Origin of the sequence: Amorphus sp. 3PC139-8 (assembly GCF_040750475.1) — a bacterium.
In the GTDB taxonomy this organism is placed as follows: Bacteria; Pseudomonadota; Alphaproteobacteria; order Rhizobiales; family Amorphaceae; genus Amorphus.
The window spans coordinates 158,099-175,592 of the sequence record NZ_JABJVY010000009.1 but is presented as its reverse complement, the minus strand read 5'-3'; the positions used below and the strand labels follow the sequence as shown (position 1 = coordinate 175,592).

Here is a 17,494-nt window from a genome sequence, read left to right as displayed (position 1 = left end):
CCTAACCGGCCGGCGCGCGGTCGCGCGCTGATGACAGCAATCCCAGGAAAAGTGGGAACCGGTTTTCCGTCCGGGATTGCGTCTAAAGAATCTTTCCGCTCACGCGAGTTCGCTTCGCTCACCGCTCCGCGGGGGCGGCCTAACCGGCCGGCGCGCGGTCGCGCGCTGATGACAGCAATCCCAGGAAAAGTGGGAACCGGTTTTCCGTCCGGGATTGCGTTTAAAGAATCTTTCCGCTCACGCGAGTTCGCTTCGCTCACGGCTCCGCGGGGGCTGCCTGAGAGCAGCCTGTGTCCTTCCGGAGGCAGATAAGCTGCTCGGTCTTAAAGACGATCAACTTCTGGACGTTCAGGCTTGACCGAACGTCCGTTGATCTTCGGCCGGCGCGCGGTCGCGCGCTATTTCTGCAGCACCAGCCGGTCGCCTTTGATCTCGAACCGGTAGAGCCGGGAGAGGAAGCTCATGCCCAGCAGGCTGGATGACAGCTTGCCTGGCGGCGCCACGGCGGCACTCACTTCGCTTTCCGAAATCGAGCCGACGCTGACGTCGCCGAGCGTGACCGGCGCGACCTCGGCAAGCCCGTTGGCGGTCGAGACCGGCAGCGAGAACGCCGCACGTTCCGGCCGGACACCGGCCGCCGTCGCATCCTCGCTCGTGAGCAAGATCAGGCTCGCGCCGGTGTCCAACAGGAAGGTGACCGGTGCGCCATTGACGGACCCGCGAATACGAAAATGACCGTCCGCCCCGCGCGAGACGGCGACCCCCTCGTCGACACTGACGGCCATGCCGGGCACGACCGCCGCCATCGTGGTCTGGGCCATGCGGGTGAGATCATGGCGATAGGCGTAGACGGCGATCAGCACCAGCGCGAGCAGTCCCCAGACGGTGATGGCGCGGCCGACCTCTTTCAGCTTGGGGCTGCCGGCGACCATGCTCGCGGTCAAAACGGCTGCCAGGAGCCCGAGCGCAACCGTTCGCGGCCAGGTGGTGTCGAGGCCGGCCATCAGCTCTTCCTGGGTCGTCGGCGTGCCGCCGACAAGCCAGGCGACGCCGGCGACTACCGCCAGGATGACAATGAAAGCGATGGCGAAGCGACGCACGCGGTCAGGCCCTTTCCGTTGCCCGGTCTTGCAGCTCTGCGATGACGGCACGGCGCTGGTCCGCGTCGAGTGTTCGCCAGGATGCGATCTCGTCGAGGGTTCGCAGGCATCCGATACAGAGCCCGGAGGTGGGATCGATCCGGCAGATCGACACGCAGGGGCTTTCGATCCGCTCGGTTGGCTGTGTGTTGCTCACGTGAGAGACATGGTGATTGCGGCCAAAACGGCAATCTCGGCGAGTTGCTCCGATGCCCCCAGCACGTCGCCGGTGTGACCGCCGATCTGGCGCCGGGCCGCAACCGAGAGCCCCCAACCCGCCAAAACCACCCCAACGGCGGCGGGAATGACGGCGAGGGGCGCAAAGCCGAGCGTGAGCAGGAACACGATCACCGCGCCGGTCAGCGCGGCGACGCGAGCCGCGCCGGAATCCGGCTTTCCGACCAGCCGGGCCAATCCGTCGGCGCGCGCCGGCGGCGTGGCCAGCCAGGGCCACAATAGCGCGATCCGGCCGCCGACGGAGGCTGCGAGCAATCCGGCGGCGGCGGCAATCGGACCGGCCTCGAGCGCGATCCCGGCAACGAGGCTGGCACGCATCAAAACGGTGAGGGCGAGCGCGAGCGCGCCGAAGGCGCCGGTCCGGCTGTCGCGCATGATGGTCAGCCGGTGCTCCGCATCGCGCCCGCCGAAGAAGCCGTCGGCAACGTCGGCGAGGCCATCCTCGTGCAGCGCGCCGGTCACGATCGCGGTAACGGCAAGGGCGGCGGCGGCTGAGGCCAAGGGCGGGATGCCGATCGCGACCAGGACGGCGATCACGACGGCGCCGGGCAGCGCAATCAGCAGGCTTGCCGCCGGCAATGCCCGCACGGCGCCGACCAGCCTTCGGCGGCCCGCCAAGCGGGCGAAGCCATCGGGCAGGGCGGTTGCGAGCCGGGAGAAAAAGCGGACGCAGACGACGATGTCCGCGGCATAAGCGGACACTGGACCGGGCGCGCCGGGCGGGTCTTGCATCGTCATGTTCGGATCCTCTCTGTCGCCTGGCAACGCTTGCACCTTGCCGACCGGTTCCACAACCGTCTTCGCCGTGACCGATTTTACCGCAACGTGGCAAGCCTGTATGACGCGGGACGAGAATCCACGCTTCCCCCCAAGTCCCCAACAGCCTCTAGAGGCCTCATGATCGATCAGACCAGTCCGCAGCCGTTCGACGACATCCGTTCGCTCGTGGCGAGCGGGCCCGCACCCGACCGGGAGGCCGAAGCCGCCGCCCGCGCCCGCGATGGCCAGTTAACCAAGCCCGCCGGTTCGCTCGGCCGGCTGGAAGAGATCGCCGCCTTCGTCGCCGCCTGGCAGGCGCGGGCGGAACCGGAGATCCTGTCACCGACCGTTGCCGTGTTCGCGGCGAATCACGGAGTGGCGGAGCGCGGCGTGTCGGCCTATCCGCCGGCGGTGACGGCGCAGATGGTGGAAAATTTCCGCCGCAGCGGGGCCGCCATCAATCAGATCTGCCTGGCCAACGATCTGGCGCTGCGGGTCTTCGAGTTGGCCCTTGAACGCCCGACCGGCGACATCGTCACGACCGATGCCTTCGAGAACGAGCGCGAATGCGCGGCCACCATCGCCTACGGCATGGAAGCGATCGCCGGCCAGGTCGATCTTCTGTGCGTTGGTGAGATGGGAATCGCCAACACTACCGTCGCCGCGGCGGTGTTCCACGCCCTTTTCGGCGGCAAGGCGGAGGATTGGGTCGGCGGCGGCACCGGCGTCGATGGCGATGCCTTCGCGCTGAAGGTGTCGGCGGTCGAACAGGCCGTGCGTCGGATCGACGGCGAGCGCGATCCGCTGGTGATCTTGCAGCGCCTCGGTGGGCGCGAAATCGCCGCCATCGTGGGCGCGATCGTGGCGGCCCGCCATCAGCGCATTCCGGTAATCGTCGATGGCTTCGTGACGACGGCGGCGGCCGCTGTGCTCTACGCCATGGACCCCGATGCCATCAGCCACTGCCTGTTCGGCCATGTGTCGGCGGAAAAGGCGCATCGCGCCGCGCTGGCGGAACTCGACGGGGTTCCACTCTTGGATCTCGGGATGCGGCTTGGCGAGGGAACGGGCGCGGCGCTGGCCGCCGGCCTGGTGCGCGCCGCCATTCAGGTCCATCGCGGCATGGCAACGTTCGCCGATGCCGGCGTGGCCGGGCCGGATTCCTAGGGCGTTTCCAGGCGAAGTGGAAACCGGTTCGCCGTCTGGAAACGCGTCAAAACAAGACCCCAAAATACCAGCTGAAAAAGAAGCCGGCATTTGCCCGCATTCCGCGCAAGCTTGCTGGAAACGATCGCAATGATTTCGGGCGAAACCAGCCCGAAATCATCGCACTTCGATTCAAGAATTCGGCGTAAGGGTCTCGCCTCGTCCTGAGCAGATATTCGGTTAAGGTGGTCGTCGCGCCCTGCCTCTATCCGTCGGAGCTGCAGGGCGTCCGTGCGAAGGAGTATTCGTTAACGATCTCTAAAGAGTCCGCTTGCGGATCCAGACCCAGGAGTCGCGCGTCATCGCCTTCCAACTGGAAACGATGATGCTTTCCTCCTTGGACGAGGTGCGGCAATAGAGGGCTCGGCCCAGAATCAGTTCATTGAGCATTGAACATCCTCCCTTTTCGATTTGGGATGATGCACCGTGTACGCCTCTCCTGCAAGCGCAAAATGCAGTGAGTGCGCTTTTTTCGGTTCGGCCAGAAAGCGTGCCGTTCGGGGATGCGCAGGGGCGCCGGTTCCGGCATTGTGGCGATATGGAAACCGGCGAAGGGGCGACCGATGAAGCTCTATGACGCGCCGCGCGCGGCCAATCCGCGTCGCGTTCGCATCTTTCTGGCCGAAAAGGACGTCGTGATCGAGACGGTCCCGGTCGACATCATGGCGAAGGAGCATCTCGACCAACCCTTCGCTCGCATCAATCCGATGCGCCGGCTGCCGGTTCTGGTCCTCGATGACGGCACGGCGATCTCCGAATCGGTGGCGATCTGCCGCTATTTCGAGGAGACGCATCCCGAACCGCCCTTGTTCGGGCGGGACCCTAAGGAAAAGGCGCTGGTGGAGATGTGGCAGCGCCGGATCGAGTTCGGCCTGCTGTTTCCCGCGCAATATGCCTTCCGGCACATCCACCCCGCCATGCGGGAACTGGAGGTTCCGCAGGTCCCGGAATGGGGCGAGGCGAACAAGGCCAAGATTTTCTCCTTCCTCGCCTTTCTTGAGGGCGAGGTGGACGGCAACGGCTACGTCGTCGGCGACGCGTTTTCGATCGCCGACATCACCCTTTTGGTCGCGATCGATACGCTGAAATTGTCCAAGATTCGGATACCCGACGACTTCGCCCGTCTGAAAAAATGGCACGATCGGATCGCCAGCCGGCCGAGCGCGGTGCTGTGAGCCTCTGATCGCCGCCGGATCATTTGTCCCCGAGGTCCATGCCTGACGTCAAAGACATGCCCTACTGGTCCAAACTTGCCAATCCGCCGGACACGGAGCTTGGCGGCTTGGTGGGCGAGATCCGGGCGTGCCGGATCTGCGCCGAGGCGCCGCTCGGGCGGCCGTTGCCGCACCCGCCGCGTCCGGTCATCCGCGCGGCCTCGAAGGCCCGGATCGCCGTATGCGGACAGGCGCCGGGAACGAAGGTGCACGCCAGCGGCCAGCCCTTTACGGACGCCTCAGGCGATCGTTTGCGGGAGTGGATGGGGGTCGACGTCGCGACCTTCTACGACGTGTCGCGGGTCTCCGTCGTGCCGATGGGCTTCTGCTTTCCCGGGCAGGACGCGAAAGGCGGCGATCTGCCGCCGCGGCGCGAATGTGTTCTGACGTGGCACGACAAAGTCTTCGCGGAGATGTCCGGTCTGCGGCTGATCCTCGCCGTCGGCCTTTATTCCCACGCCTACCATCTGCCGGCCTGGCGCAAGCAGTCGCTGAGCAACCGGGTGCGGGCGTTTCGTGAGATTATGGCCGCCTCCGAGCCCACCGTGATTCCGTTGCCGCACCCGTCCTGGCGCAACAATGGCTGGATCCGAAAGAACCCGTGGTTCGACGCGGAACTGCTTCCGGTGCTCCGGAAAGCCGTTGCGGATGCTCTAAAAGATTAAATCGCCGCAAGGAGATCGGACGGGGCGTCGCCAAGCAGCTCCGGCCAGGTTTCGGCGAGTTCGCCGCCCAGCCGCAGCGGCTGGATCTTGGTGGCAAGCCCGCTGACGTCGTCGATCTCCACGGCCACGCCGGAAAGGCTCGCCGCGCCGTTGGCCGGCGCATACCGCGCCTGCGGGATCTTGCGGGTGAAGCGGGCGAGCGGCTCGTCCTTCTCCATGCCGATGACGGAATCATAGTCGCCGCACATGCCGACATCGCTCATATAACCGGTGCCGCCGGACAGAATGCGGTGATCGGCGGTGGGCACATGGGTATGGGTTCCCACCACCAGGCTCGCCCGGCCGTCGAGATGATAGCCGAGGCCCTGCTTCTCCGAGGTCGCTTCGGCATGAACGTCGACCACCACGGCGTCGACGTCGCGGCCGAGGGTGAGTCCGTCCAGAACCCGGTCGATGGCCGCGAACGGATCGTCGAGCGGATCCATGAAGATCCGGCCCATCAGATTGGCGACCAGCACCCGCGCGCCGTTGGTGGCGGTGAAGATATCGGCGCCGCGCCCCGGCGTGCCGAGCGGAAAATTCGCCGGCCGCACCAGTCGCGGCTGGCGCTCGATGAAGACGAGAGCCTCGCGCTGGTCCCAGGCGTGGTTGCCGAGCGTGATGACGTCGGCCCCGGCGTCCAGGAGCTCCTGGCAGATCGCCTCGGTAATGCCGAACCCGCCGGCTGCGTTCTCGCCGTTGATGACGACGAAATCCACCCGGCTGTTTGCGACGATCCCGGGCAAATGATCGGTCACGACGGTTCTGCCGGCGCGGCCGACCACGTCACCCAGGAACAGAAGGCGCATCAGGATCTCCGGTTTTCTTGAGAGTAAAGCGCAACAGTCCCGCTTCGGTCAGCACCGCGTCAAGCCGCCGGTCGTGGGGTTCTGCCGGAACGGCGTCGACCTCCTGGGTCGAAAAGGCCACGCCGATGGTGCGCACGGGGCCGAGGGCGGAAAGCCGCGCGATCGCGCCGTCATAGTAGCCCTTGCCGTAGCCGAGGCGAATCCCTTCCCGGTCGAACGCGACGAGCGGAACCAAAAGCAGCGTCGGATGGCATTCGGGGCTGTCCTGGCCGGGTTCCGACGTGCCGAAGCGCGCCGGGTCGAGCGGCACGCCGTCGGCCCATTCGCGAAACACCAGCCGGTCGTCCGCGCCGATCGCGGGCAGGGCGAGACGATGGCCGGTGGCGGCGATCTCGGCCATTAGCGGCCGCACGTCGATCTCGTCGCGGATCGGCCAGAAGCCGGCCACCAAGCTCGGCTCGGTCGGCAGAAGAAGGGCGGGAAGCTGATCCACCAGCGTCTGCGCCGCCGCCTCGCGCTCCGCCGGCGACAGCGTCGCACGGCGCGCCAAGACCATGGCGCGCATCGCGGCTTTCTTCGCCGCGATGTCCGTCGGGGGAGAGATATCGGTCAAAACGATCCCTTGCCGGTCATGCGCGGAACCGGAAAGGAAGAGCTGATCGTCACGCGCAATCCTGCGCCAGCTCGCGTTCCGCGCCACCCTGTGAGAGGCGATCCCGCGTCGCACCAGCCCCCTCGCGAAGGCGTTCGCGACAAGGCCCTAGCGGGGCGCTCTTGAAAATCGGTGGGCGAACCGCCTCGGCCGTCGGAGGAATCGATCCCGGGAAACCTACAGTGTAGGTGGGCGCCGTTTTGCCTCAACCCACGGGTCGAGACAGGGACAGCTCCCTTGGAGATCGATAAGGCCCCGGGGATGCGTGTCTCCGGTCGAACCGCGCAGTATCGCCTGAGCGCAATATAGGAGCTTCCCGCGCCGGAGCGAAGAGGGATCCGACGACAAACTGAGGGAAATCTCGTTCCCGTTCGATCGCTTCCCGTGCCGTGCTCGGCGCGCTATTGGCCGGTGTCGTCGGCATAGATCCGAATGTAGCGGCCATCGACCTCGACCCCGATGAAGCGCTCATGCATAGCGACGCAGAGGCGTTGGGCGAGGGCGACCACGGCCTCGGTCGAATCGGAGCGGATCCGCGCCAGGATCACCGGCCGGCGCACGCCGTCGAACACGGCTTCGGCGTCGATATAGGTGACAGACGGAAAATGCTCGCCGACCTGGGCATAGAAATGCGTCCGATCCTCTTCGGTCAGAGGATGCGCGGAGGTGTTGGCGAAATAGACGAAGTGAACGGCTTGGCCGAGGGCGGAATCGAGCAGCGCGGCGGGGCCGCTTGGTACGTCGGAGTCGGCGGCAAGGCCATCGCCGGTCAGGACTTCCCGTACCTCCTCGAACACGGAGGAAAAAATCCGGTCGAGATCCTCGTTGACGCCCTGCAACTCGTTGTGGAGCGCTTGGGTCGCTTCCAGATAGTCGAGTTTCCAGGCGACCGCCCATCCGGCCGGCGGCGAGGTGATCATCGCCCGGGCATTGGAGATCAGGTCGGCGATCTTGATGATCTTGGCGCCGTCGGATTTGTGCGCCGCTTCCGCGATACGCCGCCGGCGGCGCTCCGGCTTCGGCAGCGCCATGTCGTCGGAATTTTCCCGGACCAGTTCGGCGACGCGTGGGCCGAAATGCGCGGCAAGCGCGCCATAGGTGGTGCCGGTATCCTCGATCGCGTCATGCAGGAGCGCGGCGATGACGAGATCGGTGTCGCTGCCGCCGGTGGCGTCGGCGACCAGCTTCGCGACCTCGATCAGATGGTTGATATAAGGCTCCTGCGCGGCCCCTTTGCGGCGCTGATTGGCATGGGCGCGGGCGGCAAACTGCAGCGCATCGAACAGGCGCGGGATATCGCCCGCTTGGGCCAGAGGGGGCATCACGTCGCTCATCGGGCACTCCGCATGGGGGTAGCGGCCACATTCGGCTGACGTAGCGCTGCGGCAATGCGAAGCGCGAGGCAACCCCCGAATTGGGGCCTTGGCTCGACGCGGATCCGAGCGGCCGAGCTGCGATCAGCCGTCGCGGTCCGTGCGCACGCTGGTGTTGAGGCTTTTGGCGAAGCCGTCGATGGTCTCGGCTGCGGACGTCACGCGGTGGGCGATGTCCACCTCGCGCTCGTGCTGGCTCTGGAGCACCGCGTCGCGGGACTCCTTCAAGGTTTGCACCTCGGCCGTCAGCGCCGCGATCCGGCGTTCCGCCTCCACCAGCGAATCGGTCACCTTGATCCCGGCCATGACGGTGAGGCGTTGATCGCCGATCTCGCCGAATGCGGCGCGCAGCTCCGAAATGGCCCCGTCGAATCGCTCCGCCAGCGCGGTCAGGCGCTCTTCCTCCCCGTCATCGCAGGCCATGCGGTAGGAACGACCGTTGATGGGGACGGTGATGTGGGACATGCATGTGCCCTTATGGTCTTGGCGCCGTGCCGGCGGTAACCCCGTCGACCTGGCAGAGGTGTTTGATTCTTTTAGTAGATAAGCGCGAAATCCCGGCAGAAAACCGGCGCGGATCTAAGTTCTTGTTTCGACGCGTTTCCGGACGGGCACCCGATTTCCGCTTGGCCTGGAAACGCTCTCTGGGGGCCGTCCAATGCTCCACCTCTGCGATTCGGACTCGCCAATTGAGCATCGTGCGCGAATTTTTCGCTCCGAAAGCACGAAACACCAGTGCGGTCAACGATTTAAGTTGTCGGCGCGCAGTGGCGGGCGAGGCCCTTTTCGCTGTGCGCGCGCTATCCGCCGTGCTTGTCGAGGACCGTGCGAATGGTTTCCATGGCCGTCACCAGCCGGCGGGAAACGTCCCGATTGGTCTCTTCCAGGCGATTGGCGCGCGCTTCGGAGCGGTCCAGCGAACCGGCCAATTCGGAACGGTCCTCCGTCAATCTCTGGACCTCGTCTTCCAGGCTCGCGCGGCGGTGATCGGCGTCCACACGCCGATTGATGGCCGCCTCAAGCCGGTCCAGGGCATTGGTCAGCTTTTCGAATGCGTCGTCGATGGCCGAACGGTCCGCCATGGCGGCAGCTTTTCCTCAGAACTCCCGATTCCATAGCCATATCAGCCGGTTTGCGTTCGTGCATCCAGTTCTGCGTGAAGCAGGCATCGTTGGCAGCACGCGTTGTGGGTAGGCCCGCCCAGGTGCGGTTGTGGATCGGCTGGGGACCGGCTTGCGTTGACTCGGGTCGGCGACTTGGTATTGAACGGCGCCGTCGCCAAAAGGTCGGAAACCTCGAAAGCCGGACCAGCCATGCGCGACCAGAGTTCCCACAGACCGTAAATTAGAGGCTGTTATGACCTTCGAATGGGGCTGCGCCGCCGGCCCGAAGGGGTGGAGAGAGAAGCGGCCAATGCGTCGAGAGGCTCGCCAATACGTCGAGTATTCGGATTGTCTTTCTCTTGTCGCTCGCCCCTCTCTCGCCAACGCAGCCTCTATTCCAAGTTTATAACAGCCTCTAGAGCCGCCCCACGCCACGACGACGGCCGGGACATCGGCGGAGTTCATGATGATCGATCTCGACAAACACAATTCGATGGCGAACGCGATCCGGGCGCTTGCGATCGACGCCGTCGAAACTGCCAAGGCCGGCCATCCCGGCATGCCGATGGGCGCGGCGGACGTCGCCACGGTTCTGTTTTCGTCGATCATCAAGCTTGATCCGAGCCTGCCGCACTGGCCCGACCGCGACCGGTTCGTCCTGTCTGCGGGCCATGGCTCGATGCTGCTCTACTCGATCCTGCACCTGCTCGGCTACGACGACTTTCCGACCGACGAGTTGAAGCGGTTCCGCCAGCTCGGCTCGCGCGCGGCGGGCCATCCGGAATATGGCCACGGCGCGGGCGTGGAGACGACCACCGGGCCGCTCGGCCAGGGGATCGCGACCGCCGTCGGCATGGCGTTGGCGGAGCGCATGATGAACGCCGAGTTCGGCGACGATCTGGTGGACCATCGCACATACGTGCTTGCCTCCGACGGCGACCTGATGGAAGGCATCAGCCACGAGGCGATCTCGATCGCCGGCCACATGCGGCTCAACCGGCTGATCGTGCTCTACGACGACAACAAGATCTCCATCGACGGGCCGCTCGATCTCGCCGAATCGGGCGACGCGGTGAAGCGGTTCGAGGCGGTGGGGTGGGCCGCCACCCGGGTCGACGGCCACAGCCCGGCGGATATTCTGGCCGCGCTCCAGGCGGCCCAGACCAGCGACCGTCCGACTCTGATCGCCTGCCGCACGATCATCGGCTACGGCTCGCCGAACAAGGCGGGAACCTCCGCTTCCCACGGATCTCCGCTCGGTGCCGCGGAAGCCGCCGCCACCCGCGATGCGCTCGGCTGGCGCCACGAGCCATTCGAGATTCCGGCCGACATCCGCGATTCTTGGCGCATCGCCGGGCTGCGCTCCGGCCACGCCCGCAAGGAATGGGAAAAGCGCTATCAGGCGCTGGAGCCGGATCGGCGCGCGGAGTTCGATCGCCGGATCCGCGGCGATCTGCCGCCGAACTTCGCTGACGTCATGGCCGAGCTGCGCACCCGCATTGCGCGCGAGCGGCCGACGCTCGCCACCCGCAAGGCCTCCGAGCTGGTGCTGGAAACGATCAACGCGGAAGTGCCGGAGACGGTCGGCGGTTCTGCAGATCTCACCGGCTCCAACAACACCCGCACCAAGGCGCAGACGATCGCCTCGGCGGAGAATTATGGTGGTCGCTACGTCCACTGGGGCGTGCGCGAACATGGCATGGCGGCGGCCATGAACGGCATGGCGCTGCATGGCGGCCTGATCCCGTACGGCGGAACCTTCCTGGTTTTTTCCGACTATTGCCGGCCCTCGATCCGGCTTGCGGCGCTGATGGGCGTGCGGGTCGTCTATGTGATGACCCATGATTCCATCGGGCTGGGCGAGGACGGGCCGACCCATCAGCCGGTGGAGCATCTGGCCGCGCTGCGAGCGATCCCGAACCTGGTGGTGCTGCGTCCGGCGGACGCGGTGGAAACCGCCGAAGCCTGGGAAATCGCGCTGTCGCGCACCGAAGGGCCGACGCTGCTTGCGCTGACAAGGCAGAACTGCGAGCCGCTGCGCGCCGAGGACAACGAGGGCAACCGCTGCCGCCGCGGCGCTTACGAAATCGCCGCCGCGGGCAGCGATCACGCAGCCGTGACCCTGTTCGCCACCGGCTCGGAAGTTTCGCTCGCCATTAAGGCGAAGGGGCTGTTGGAGATGGAAGCGATCTCGACCCGCGTGGTCTCGGTGCCGTCTTTCGAGCTGTTCGAGCGTCAATCGGCCGACTACAGGGCCGAGGTGATCGGTCAGTCGGCCGTCAATGTCGGCATCGAGGCGGCGGTTCGGATGGGGTGGGATCGCCTGATCGGAACGGATGGCGTCTTCGTGGGCATGACCGGATTTGGTGCAAGCGCGCCGGCGGAGGTCCTCTACGAGCACTTCGGCATCACGCCGGACGCGGTTGTGGCGCTTGTGAAGGAACGATTTGCGGCCGAGTAGCGTCTGATCCCGGAAGTTTGCGCTTTTCCTTTCGCGCAATCCGATGCATCAGATGCGCATGAATTTGCTGGGTAAACGCTCGAAAAGAAGAGGTGAGAGGACGCCATGACCGTACGCGTCGCCATCAACGGGTTCGGCCGGATCGGCCGCAATGTGCTCCGTGCGATCGTCGAGTCCGGACGCAGCGACGTCCAGGTCGTCGCCGTGAACGATCTCGGCCCGGTCGAGACCAATGCGCATCTTGTGCGCTACGATTCGGTCCACGGCCGCTTTCCGGGCACCGTCAAGGTCGACGGTGATACGATCGATGTCGGGACCGGCCCGATCAAGGTGACGGCGGAGCGCGATCCGAAGGCGCTGCCCTGGGGAGATCTCGGCGTCGACGTGGCGCTGGAATGCACCGGTATCTTCACCGCCCGCGACAAGGCCGCGCTCCACCTGGAAAATGGCTCCAAGCGCGTGCTGGTCTCCGCGCCGGCCTCCGGGGCCGACAAGACGATCGTCTTCGGCGTCAACGACAGCGCGCTGACCAAGGACGACCTCGTCGTCTCCAACGCCTCGTGCACGACCAACTGCCTGGCGCCGGTCGCCTACGTCATCAACAAGGCGTTCGGCATCAAGCGCGGCTTCATGACGACGATCCACTCCTACACCGGCGACCAGCCGACGCTGGATACCCTGCACAAGGATCTCTACCGGGCCCGTGCGGCGGCGATGAACCAGATCCCGACCTCGACCGGGGCGGCGAAGGCCGTGGGCCTGGTGCTGCCTGAGCTGAACGGCAAGCTCGACGGCGTGTCGATCCGGGTGCCGACCCCGAACGTCTCGGTGGTGGACCTCACCTTCGAAGCCGGGCGCGACGTCACCCCCGACGAGATCAACGATGCCATCCGGACGGCCGCCCAGGGCGAGCTGAAGGGCATTCTCGGCTTCACCGACGACAAGCTCGTGTCGATGGACTTCAACCACGACCCGCATTCCTCGGTGTTCGCCACGCCGGAGACGAAGGTCATGGACGGCAATTTCTGCCGGGTGCTGTCCTGGTACGACAACGAGTGGGGCTTCTCCAATCGGATGAGCGACACCGCCGTCGCGATGGCCAAGCTGATCTAGAGCGTTTCCCGTTCGGACCGAAGCGGTCTGAACGAAAGGATTGGCTCGACCGATTGAAGCTGAAGCCATGTCGGCAAGAGCGGGAACCGGTTTCCCGCTCGAAATTGCGGCAGAACAAATACTTAGAGCAGGGGCGTTCGCTATTGTGCCGCCCTTACTCGCTCTAGGATGTGCCGGTGGCGCGGTTCGTGCGCCACCGATCGTCAAGAAGAACAATCAGGCCAGGACCATGACCGAGATCCGAACCCTCGATGACGCCACGGTAGACGGCAAACGGGTTCTGACCCGCGTCGATTTCAACGTTCCCGTCAAGAACGGGACCGTCAGCGATGCCAGCCGCATCGAAGGCGCGGCGGCGACCATCAAGGAACTCGCCGACAAGGGCGCCAAGGTGATCCTTTTGGCGCATTTCGGCCGTCCGAAAGGCAAGCGGGTCGACGCGGAATCGCTGAAGCCGATCGTGGACACCATCGCCCGCGTGCTCGGCAAGCCGGTCGGCTTTGCCGACGATTGCATCGGCGAGGCGGCGAAGGCCGCGATCGACAACATGGTGCCGGGCGAGATCCTCCTCCTGGAGAACACCCGTTTCCACGCCGGCGAAGAGGCCAACGAGCCGGCCTTCGTCGAGGCGCTGGCCGCCAACGGCGACGTCTACGTGAACGACGCCTTCTCCGCCGCCCATCGCGCACACGCCTCCACCGAGGGCCTTGCCCACAAGCTGCCGGCCTATGCCGGCCGCGCCATGGAAGCGGAGATCGCCGCCCTCACCAAGGCCTGCGAAAAGCCCGAGCGTCCGGTGGTGGCGATCGTCGGCGGCGCCAAGGTGTCCACCAAGATCGCGCTTTTGGAAAATCTCTGCGAGAAGATGGATGCGATCGTGATCGGCGGCGCGATGGCGAACACGTTCGTCGCGGCTCATGGCGGCGATGTCGGCAAGTCGCTCTACGAGCCGGAGCAGGCGGATCTTGCGCGGCGCATCGTGCTGCGCGGCGAGGAGACCGGCTGCACCATCGTGCTGCCCAAGGACGCCACCGTCGCTCAGGCGCTGGAGGAGGGGGCCGAAGCCTGGAATGTCGGCCTCGACGCCATGCCCGAGGACGCTATGATTCTCGACATCGGGCCGGCCTCCACGGAGATCGTGAACGCAGAGATCTCGACCGCCAAGACGCTTCTGTGGAACGGTCCGCTCGGCGCCTTCGAGGTGTCCCCGTTCGACCGCGCCACGCTGGCGGTCGCCGAGCATGTCGCCAAGCGGACGGCGGCCGGCAAGCTGACCTCCGTCGCCGGGGGCGGCGACACGGTGGCGGCCTTGCACCGCGCGGGCGTGGCCGACCAGATGAGCTATGTCTCCATGGCCGGCGGCGCCTTCCTGGAGTGGCTTGAGGGCAAGTCGCTGCCGGGCGTCCAGGCGCTCAAGAAGAGCTAGAGCAATTTCTGGAAAAGCGGGAACCGGTTTTCCATTCGAAATTGCGGTGTCATGACTTCGGACGTTCGCTCTAGCGTTGAGCGTCTGCTTCGAGAAGAAACTCGAACCTGCGGGTTCTCGATCAAGACGGGCCCGATCGCAAAGGCCCGACCGGTATTTCAGATGATGGAGGGTGGAACGATGAGCGAACGCCTGGAAGATATTGCAGCCGCCATGGTCCGCGACGGGCAGGGCATTCTGGCCGCGGACGAAAGCTCCGGCACGATCAAGAAGCGGTTCGACCAGATCGGACTGGAATCGACCGAGGACGCGCGGCGCGACTATCGCGAGATGATGTTCCGTGCCGACGAGGCGATGAAGAACTACATCTCCGGCGTCATCCTCTATGATGAGACCATCCGCCAGAAGGCCGCGGACGGCACCCCGCTGGTGGACCTCCTGAAGGCGGCCGACGCGGTTCCGGGCATCAAGGTCGATATGGGCGCCAAGCCTCTGGCGCTGCAGTCGGGCGAGAAGGTCACGGAAGGCCTGGATGGTCTGCGCGAACGGCTGAACGAATATTACAAGCTCGGCGCGCGCTTCGCGAAGTGGCGGGCGGTGATCGAGATCTCCGCGTCGACGCCGAGCCACAACGCCATCCACGCCAACGCCCACGCGCTCGCCCGCTACGCAGCCCTCTGCCAGGAAGCCGGCATCGTGCCGATCGTGGAGCCGGAAGTGCTGATGGACGGCCCGGAGGCGAGCCACACCATCGAGCGTTGCTTCGACGTCACCAAGTGGACGCTGAATTCGGTGTTCGACGAGCTCTATTATGCCAACGTGTCGCTGGAAGGCATGATCTTGAAGCCGAACATGGTGATCGCCGGCCAGAAGTGCCCGACCCAGGCACCGGCCGAACAGGTTGCCGAGATGACGCTGACGTGCCTGAAGCAGTGCGTGCCTTCGGCGGTACCGGGCATCGCCTTCCTCTCCGGCGGGCAGTCGGACGAGGACGCCACCAAGCACCTCTCGCTGATGAACGCGCAGGGCGGTCTGCCCTGGAAGCTGACCTTCTCCTACGGCCGAGCGCTGCAGCAGGCGGCACTGAAGGTTTGGGGCGGCAAGACGGAGAATGTCGCGGCGGCCCAGCGCGCCTTCACGCATCGCGCCAAGATGAACTCGCTTGCCGCGCTCGGGACTTGGTCGGACGCCGCCGAACGCGCCGCGGCGTAACGGCGAAAAAGTCGAGTCGCATGAGGAGGGGGCTGGTTCCCCCCCTCCTTTTCAGTTCGGATGTCGCGGCGGTCGGAAGAAGCCCTTCTCCATCGTCCGCCGCCACCAGCTTGCCATGATGGTCGGGGAAGGATCGCGCCATGGACCGCACCCGCCTCGTTCTTGTCGCTCCCATTACCGGCCCTGAGCCGATCGATCCCGCACGTCTGGAATCGGCGCTTGCCGGAGGGGACGTCGCCGCTGTGATCATCGATGCCGGTGACGGCGGACCCGAGACGATTCAGACACTTGCCGCGCCGATGGTCGCCGCCGCTCAGGCCGCGGGCGCGGCCGCGCTTTTGCGTGGCGACAGCCGCGTGGCCGGTCGGGTCCGGGCCGACGGGGTTCATGTCGATAGCGGGGTGGAGGATCTTTCCGCCGCGCTGGAACGCTTCCGGCCGAACGGTGTGGTGGGCGCGGGCGGCGCGACCGGGCGCCATCAGGCCATGGTGCTGGGCGAGCTCGATCCCGACTACGTCTTCTTCGGGCGTTTGGACCGGCCGGACACCGATGCCGCCGAACCGGCGGCCGTTGAACTCGCGACCTGGTGGGCGGAGCTTTTCGAAGTGCCGGCGATTGCGCTGATCGGGCGCGATCTGGGCGAGGCCGAGGAGCTTGCGGCGTCAGGCGTGGAGTTCGTCGCCGCACGCGATGCGGTGTGGAAATATCCCGATGGGCCGGCCGCGGCGGTCGCCGCTCTCAATGCGGCGATCGATGAGGGGACGATCCCGGCATGATCCGGTGGGCGCCCCTGATCGTGCTTGCGGCGGCGGTGTTGGTTGGGCCCGTCTGGGCTCAAGACGACGCTCCGCTGGCGGCTGTGCCGGGTGATGCGCGGGCACAGGACCTCCTCGAAGAGCCGGTCGGTCCCATCGATCAGCCGTCGAGCGCGATCGAAGGGCGCGATCTGACGCTTGAGCAGGATCCCTCAAGGCGGGGCCGCACGCTCACCATGTCGATCGCCGTTCCGCCGCATACGCCGGTGTTCGATCGTCCGGGCGTGGTCCGGGTCGACCCCTCGACGCTGCTGAGGCGGGAAGCGGACGAGACTGCGCCGGCCGATGGCGCGGCCGCTGCCGACACCCAGGCGGAGGGGCAGGCGAGCTCCGGCACTGTGACTGCCTCCGACGGCGAAGGCTCGGAGAATGCGCCTGCGAACGATGCGGCGGTTTCCCCCGATCAGGCATCCGCGGAGGCGGGCAGTGCGGCTTCCGACGCCGATATTGCCTATGGCGCCTACCAGCGCGGCTATTTCCTGACCGCCTTCAAAGTGGCACTGGCCAAGGCCCAGGCGGGAGATCCGGTCTCGCAGACGCTGCTCGGCGTGCTCTATCAGGACGGGAATGCGGTGGAGAAGGATCTCGCCGCCGCCGCCGACTGGTACGCGCTTGCCGCTGCCGAGGGGGAGACCAACGCGCAATACCGGCTGGCGCTGCTCTATTTGAACGGCACCGGCGTGGAGAAGGATCTCTCCAAGGCGGCCTCGCTGTTCGAGCAGGCGGCGAACGACGGCAATGCCGAGGCGGCCTATAACCTCGCCCTTTTGGAGCTGGAAGGGCGCGGTGGCCGCACCCGTGATGCCGAAGAAGCCGCACGCTTGCTGACCAAGGCGGCGGACAGCGGCAACGCGGAAGCGGCCTATGCGCTCGGTCTGCTCTACGCCAACGGCACCGGCGTCGTGCCGGACGATCAGCGCGCGACGGAGCTGATGCTGCGCGCCGCGATCGCCGGCAACGAAGGTGCCCAGGTCGAATATGCCATTCGCCTGTTCAAGGGTGTGGGCACGGAGGCGGACGAGGCCGCGGCGGCGGTCTGGTTCGACCGGGCGGCGCGGGCGGGCAACCCGGTCGCCATGAACCGGCTGGCGCGGCTGCTGGCGACTGGTCGGGGGGTGGACCCCGATCCGGTGGAGGCCACCATGTGGCACACGATTGCCAAGGCGCGGGGCATTTCCGACGTCTGGCTCGATGCCTATGTGGAGAGTTTGTCCCAGTCCGTCCGCGACGCCGCCGAGCGTCGGGCCAAGGCGTGGTGGCACGGCTGAGCG

Annotated in this window: 18 protein-coding genes and 1 other RNA gene; 9 read left to right on the top strand and 10 right to left on the bottom strand. The window is 66.1% G+C overall.

All coding sequences use genetic code 11. The features are described 5' to 3' along the window. Positions 1-398: 398 nt before the first annotated feature. Genes HNS03_RS11045 through HNS03_RS11035 form a run of 3 tightly spaced genes read right to left on the bottom strand, consistent with a single transcriptional unit; the run spans position 399 to position 2,114 of the window. Positions 399-1,100 carry a TIGR02281 family clan AA aspartic protease gene (locus tag HNS03_RS11045; RefSeq protein WP_367195302.1) on the bottom strand — a complete coding sequence of 234 codons (702 nt, stop codon included), beginning with the start codon at positions 1,098-1,100 and terminating at the stop codon, positions 399-401. Between the two features lie 4 nt (positions 1,101-1,104). Then, the gene (locus tag HNS03_RS11040; RefSeq protein ID WP_367195301.1) at positions 1,105-1,296 is read right to left on the bottom strand and encodes a DUF1289 domain-containing protein; all 192 of its coding nucleotides are present in this window, start codon (positions 1,294-1,296) and stop codon (positions 1,105-1,107) included. Next, positions 1,293-2,114, bottom strand: coding sequence for an adenosylcobinamide-GDP ribazoletransferase (locus HNS03_RS11035; protein WP_367195300.1), 822 nt, complete (start codon positions 2,112-2,114; stop codon positions 1,293-1,295). Before HNS03_RS11035 ends, HNS03_RS11040 begins: the two co-directional genes overlap by 4 nt. A gap of 159 nt (positions 2,115-2,273) precedes the next feature. Between HNS03_RS11035 and cobT the strand changes: the two genes are divergently transcribed. Then, positions 2,274-3,302 carry a nicotinate-nucleotide--dimethylbenzimidazole phosphoribosyltransferase gene (cobT, locus tag HNS03_RS11030; protein WP_367195298.1) on the top strand — a complete coding sequence of 343 codons (1,029 nt, stop codon included), beginning with the start codon at positions 2,274-2,276 and terminating at the stop codon, positions 3,300-3,302. 297 nt (positions 3,303-3,599) lie between these two features. Here the strand turns inward: cobT and HNS03_RS11025 are convergent, their stop codons facing one another. Then, positions 3,600-3,731: a hypothetical protein gene (locus tag HNS03_RS11025; protein WP_367195296.1), complete on the bottom strand. Its 132-nt coding sequence runs from the start codon at positions 3,729-3,731 to the stop codon at positions 3,600-3,602. A gap of 173 nt (positions 3,732-3,904) precedes the next feature. Here HNS03_RS11025 and HNS03_RS11020 point away from each other — a divergent pair, with 173 nt between their 5' ends. Both HNS03_RS11020 and HNS03_RS11015 read left to right on the top strand, forming a co-directional pair. After that, positions 3,905-4,516: a glutathione S-transferase family protein gene (locus tag HNS03_RS11020; RefSeq protein ID WP_367195295.1), complete on the top strand. Its 612-nt coding sequence runs from the start codon at positions 3,905-3,907 to the stop codon at positions 4,514-4,516. Between the two features lie 38 nt (positions 4,517-4,554). Beyond that, the gene (locus HNS03_RS11015) at positions 4,555-5,220 is read left to right on the top strand and encodes a uracil-DNA glycosylase family protein (protein ID WP_367195293.1); all 666 of its coding nucleotides are present in this window, start codon (positions 4,555-4,557) and stop codon (positions 5,218-5,220) included. Here HNS03_RS11015 and HNS03_RS11010 read toward each other — a convergent pair. The 6 genes from HNS03_RS11010 to HNS03_RS10985 all read right to left on the bottom strand — a co-directional run bounded on the left by HNS03_RS11010 (position 5,217) and on the right by HNS03_RS10985 (position 9,175). Beyond that, a complete protein-coding gene (locus HNS03_RS11010; protein ID WP_367195292.1) occupies positions 5,217-6,068 on the bottom strand; it encodes a TIGR00282 family metallophosphoesterase in 852 nt (283 codons plus the stop codon). The two genes, HNS03_RS11015 and HNS03_RS11010, sit on opposite strands and share 4 nt — an antisense overlap. After that, entirely contained in the window at positions 6,046-6,633 is a 588-nt protein-coding gene (locus HNS03_RS11005; protein ID WP_367195290.1) for a 5-formyltetrahydrofolate cyclo-ligase, read from the bottom strand. Before HNS03_RS11005 ends, HNS03_RS11010 begins: the two co-directional genes overlap by 23 nt. A 222-nt stretch (positions 6,634-6,855) precedes the next feature. Beyond that, positions 6,856-7,014: non-coding RNA, 6S RNA (gene ssrS / locus HNS03_RS11000), on the bottom strand. A gap of 107 nt (positions 7,015-7,121) precedes the next feature. Further along, entirely contained in the window at positions 7,122-8,054 is a 933-nt protein-coding gene (locus HNS03_RS10995; RefSeq protein WP_367195288.1) for an HD domain-containing protein, read from the bottom strand. Positions 8,055-8,177: 123 nt separating this feature from the next. Then, a complete protein-coding gene (locus HNS03_RS10990) occupies positions 8,178-8,558 on the bottom strand; it encodes a cell division protein ZapA (protein ID WP_367195287.1) in 381 nt (126 codons plus the stop codon). A 335-nt stretch (positions 8,559-8,893) separates the two neighbouring features. Then, complete coding sequence (locus HNS03_RS10985; RefSeq protein WP_367195285.1) at positions 8,894-9,175, bottom strand: DUF4164 domain-containing protein; 282 nt, start codon at positions 9,173-9,175, stop codon at positions 8,894-8,896. 487 nt (positions 9,176-9,662) lie between these two features. Here HNS03_RS10985 and tkt point away from each other — a divergent pair, with 487 nt between their 5' ends. The 6 genes from tkt to HNS03_RS10955 all read left to right on the top strand — a co-directional run bounded on the left by tkt (position 9,663) and on the right by HNS03_RS10955 (position 17,491). Beyond that, positions 9,663-11,657, top strand: a complete 1,995-nt coding sequence (gene tkt / locus HNS03_RS10980; protein ID WP_367195283.1) for a transketolase — start codon at positions 9,663-9,665, stop codon at positions 11,655-11,657. A gap of 105 nt (positions 11,658-11,762) precedes the next feature. Next, on the top strand, positions 11,763-12,770 hold the full coding sequence (gene gap, locus HNS03_RS10975; protein ID WP_367195281.1) for a type I glyceraldehyde-3-phosphate dehydrogenase: 1,008 nt from the start codon (positions 11,763-11,765) through the stop codon (positions 12,768-12,770). A gap of 229 nt (positions 12,771-12,999) precedes the next feature. After that, the gene (gene pgk, locus HNS03_RS10970; RefSeq protein ID WP_367195279.1) at positions 13,000-14,196 is read left to right on the top strand and encodes a phosphoglycerate kinase; all 1,197 of its coding nucleotides are present in this window, start codon (positions 13,000-13,002) and stop codon (positions 14,194-14,196) included. Between the two features lie 180 nt (positions 14,197-14,376). After that, a complete protein-coding gene (locus tag HNS03_RS10965; protein WP_367195278.1) occupies positions 14,377-15,408 on the top strand; it encodes a class I fructose-bisphosphate aldolase in 1,032 nt (343 codons plus the stop codon). 140 nt (positions 15,409-15,548) lie between these two features. Beyond that, positions 15,549-16,184, top strand: coding sequence for a thiamine phosphate synthase (locus HNS03_RS10960; protein ID WP_367195276.1), 636 nt, complete (start codon positions 15,549-15,551; stop codon positions 16,182-16,184). Continuing rightward, positions 16,181-17,491, top strand: coding sequence for a tetratricopeptide repeat protein (locus HNS03_RS10955; RefSeq protein WP_367195274.1), 1,311 nt, complete (start codon positions 16,181-16,183; stop codon positions 17,489-17,491). The genes HNS03_RS10960 and HNS03_RS10955 overlap by 4 nt, the downstream gene beginning before the upstream one ends. Positions 17,492-17,494: the final 3 nt, after the last annotated feature.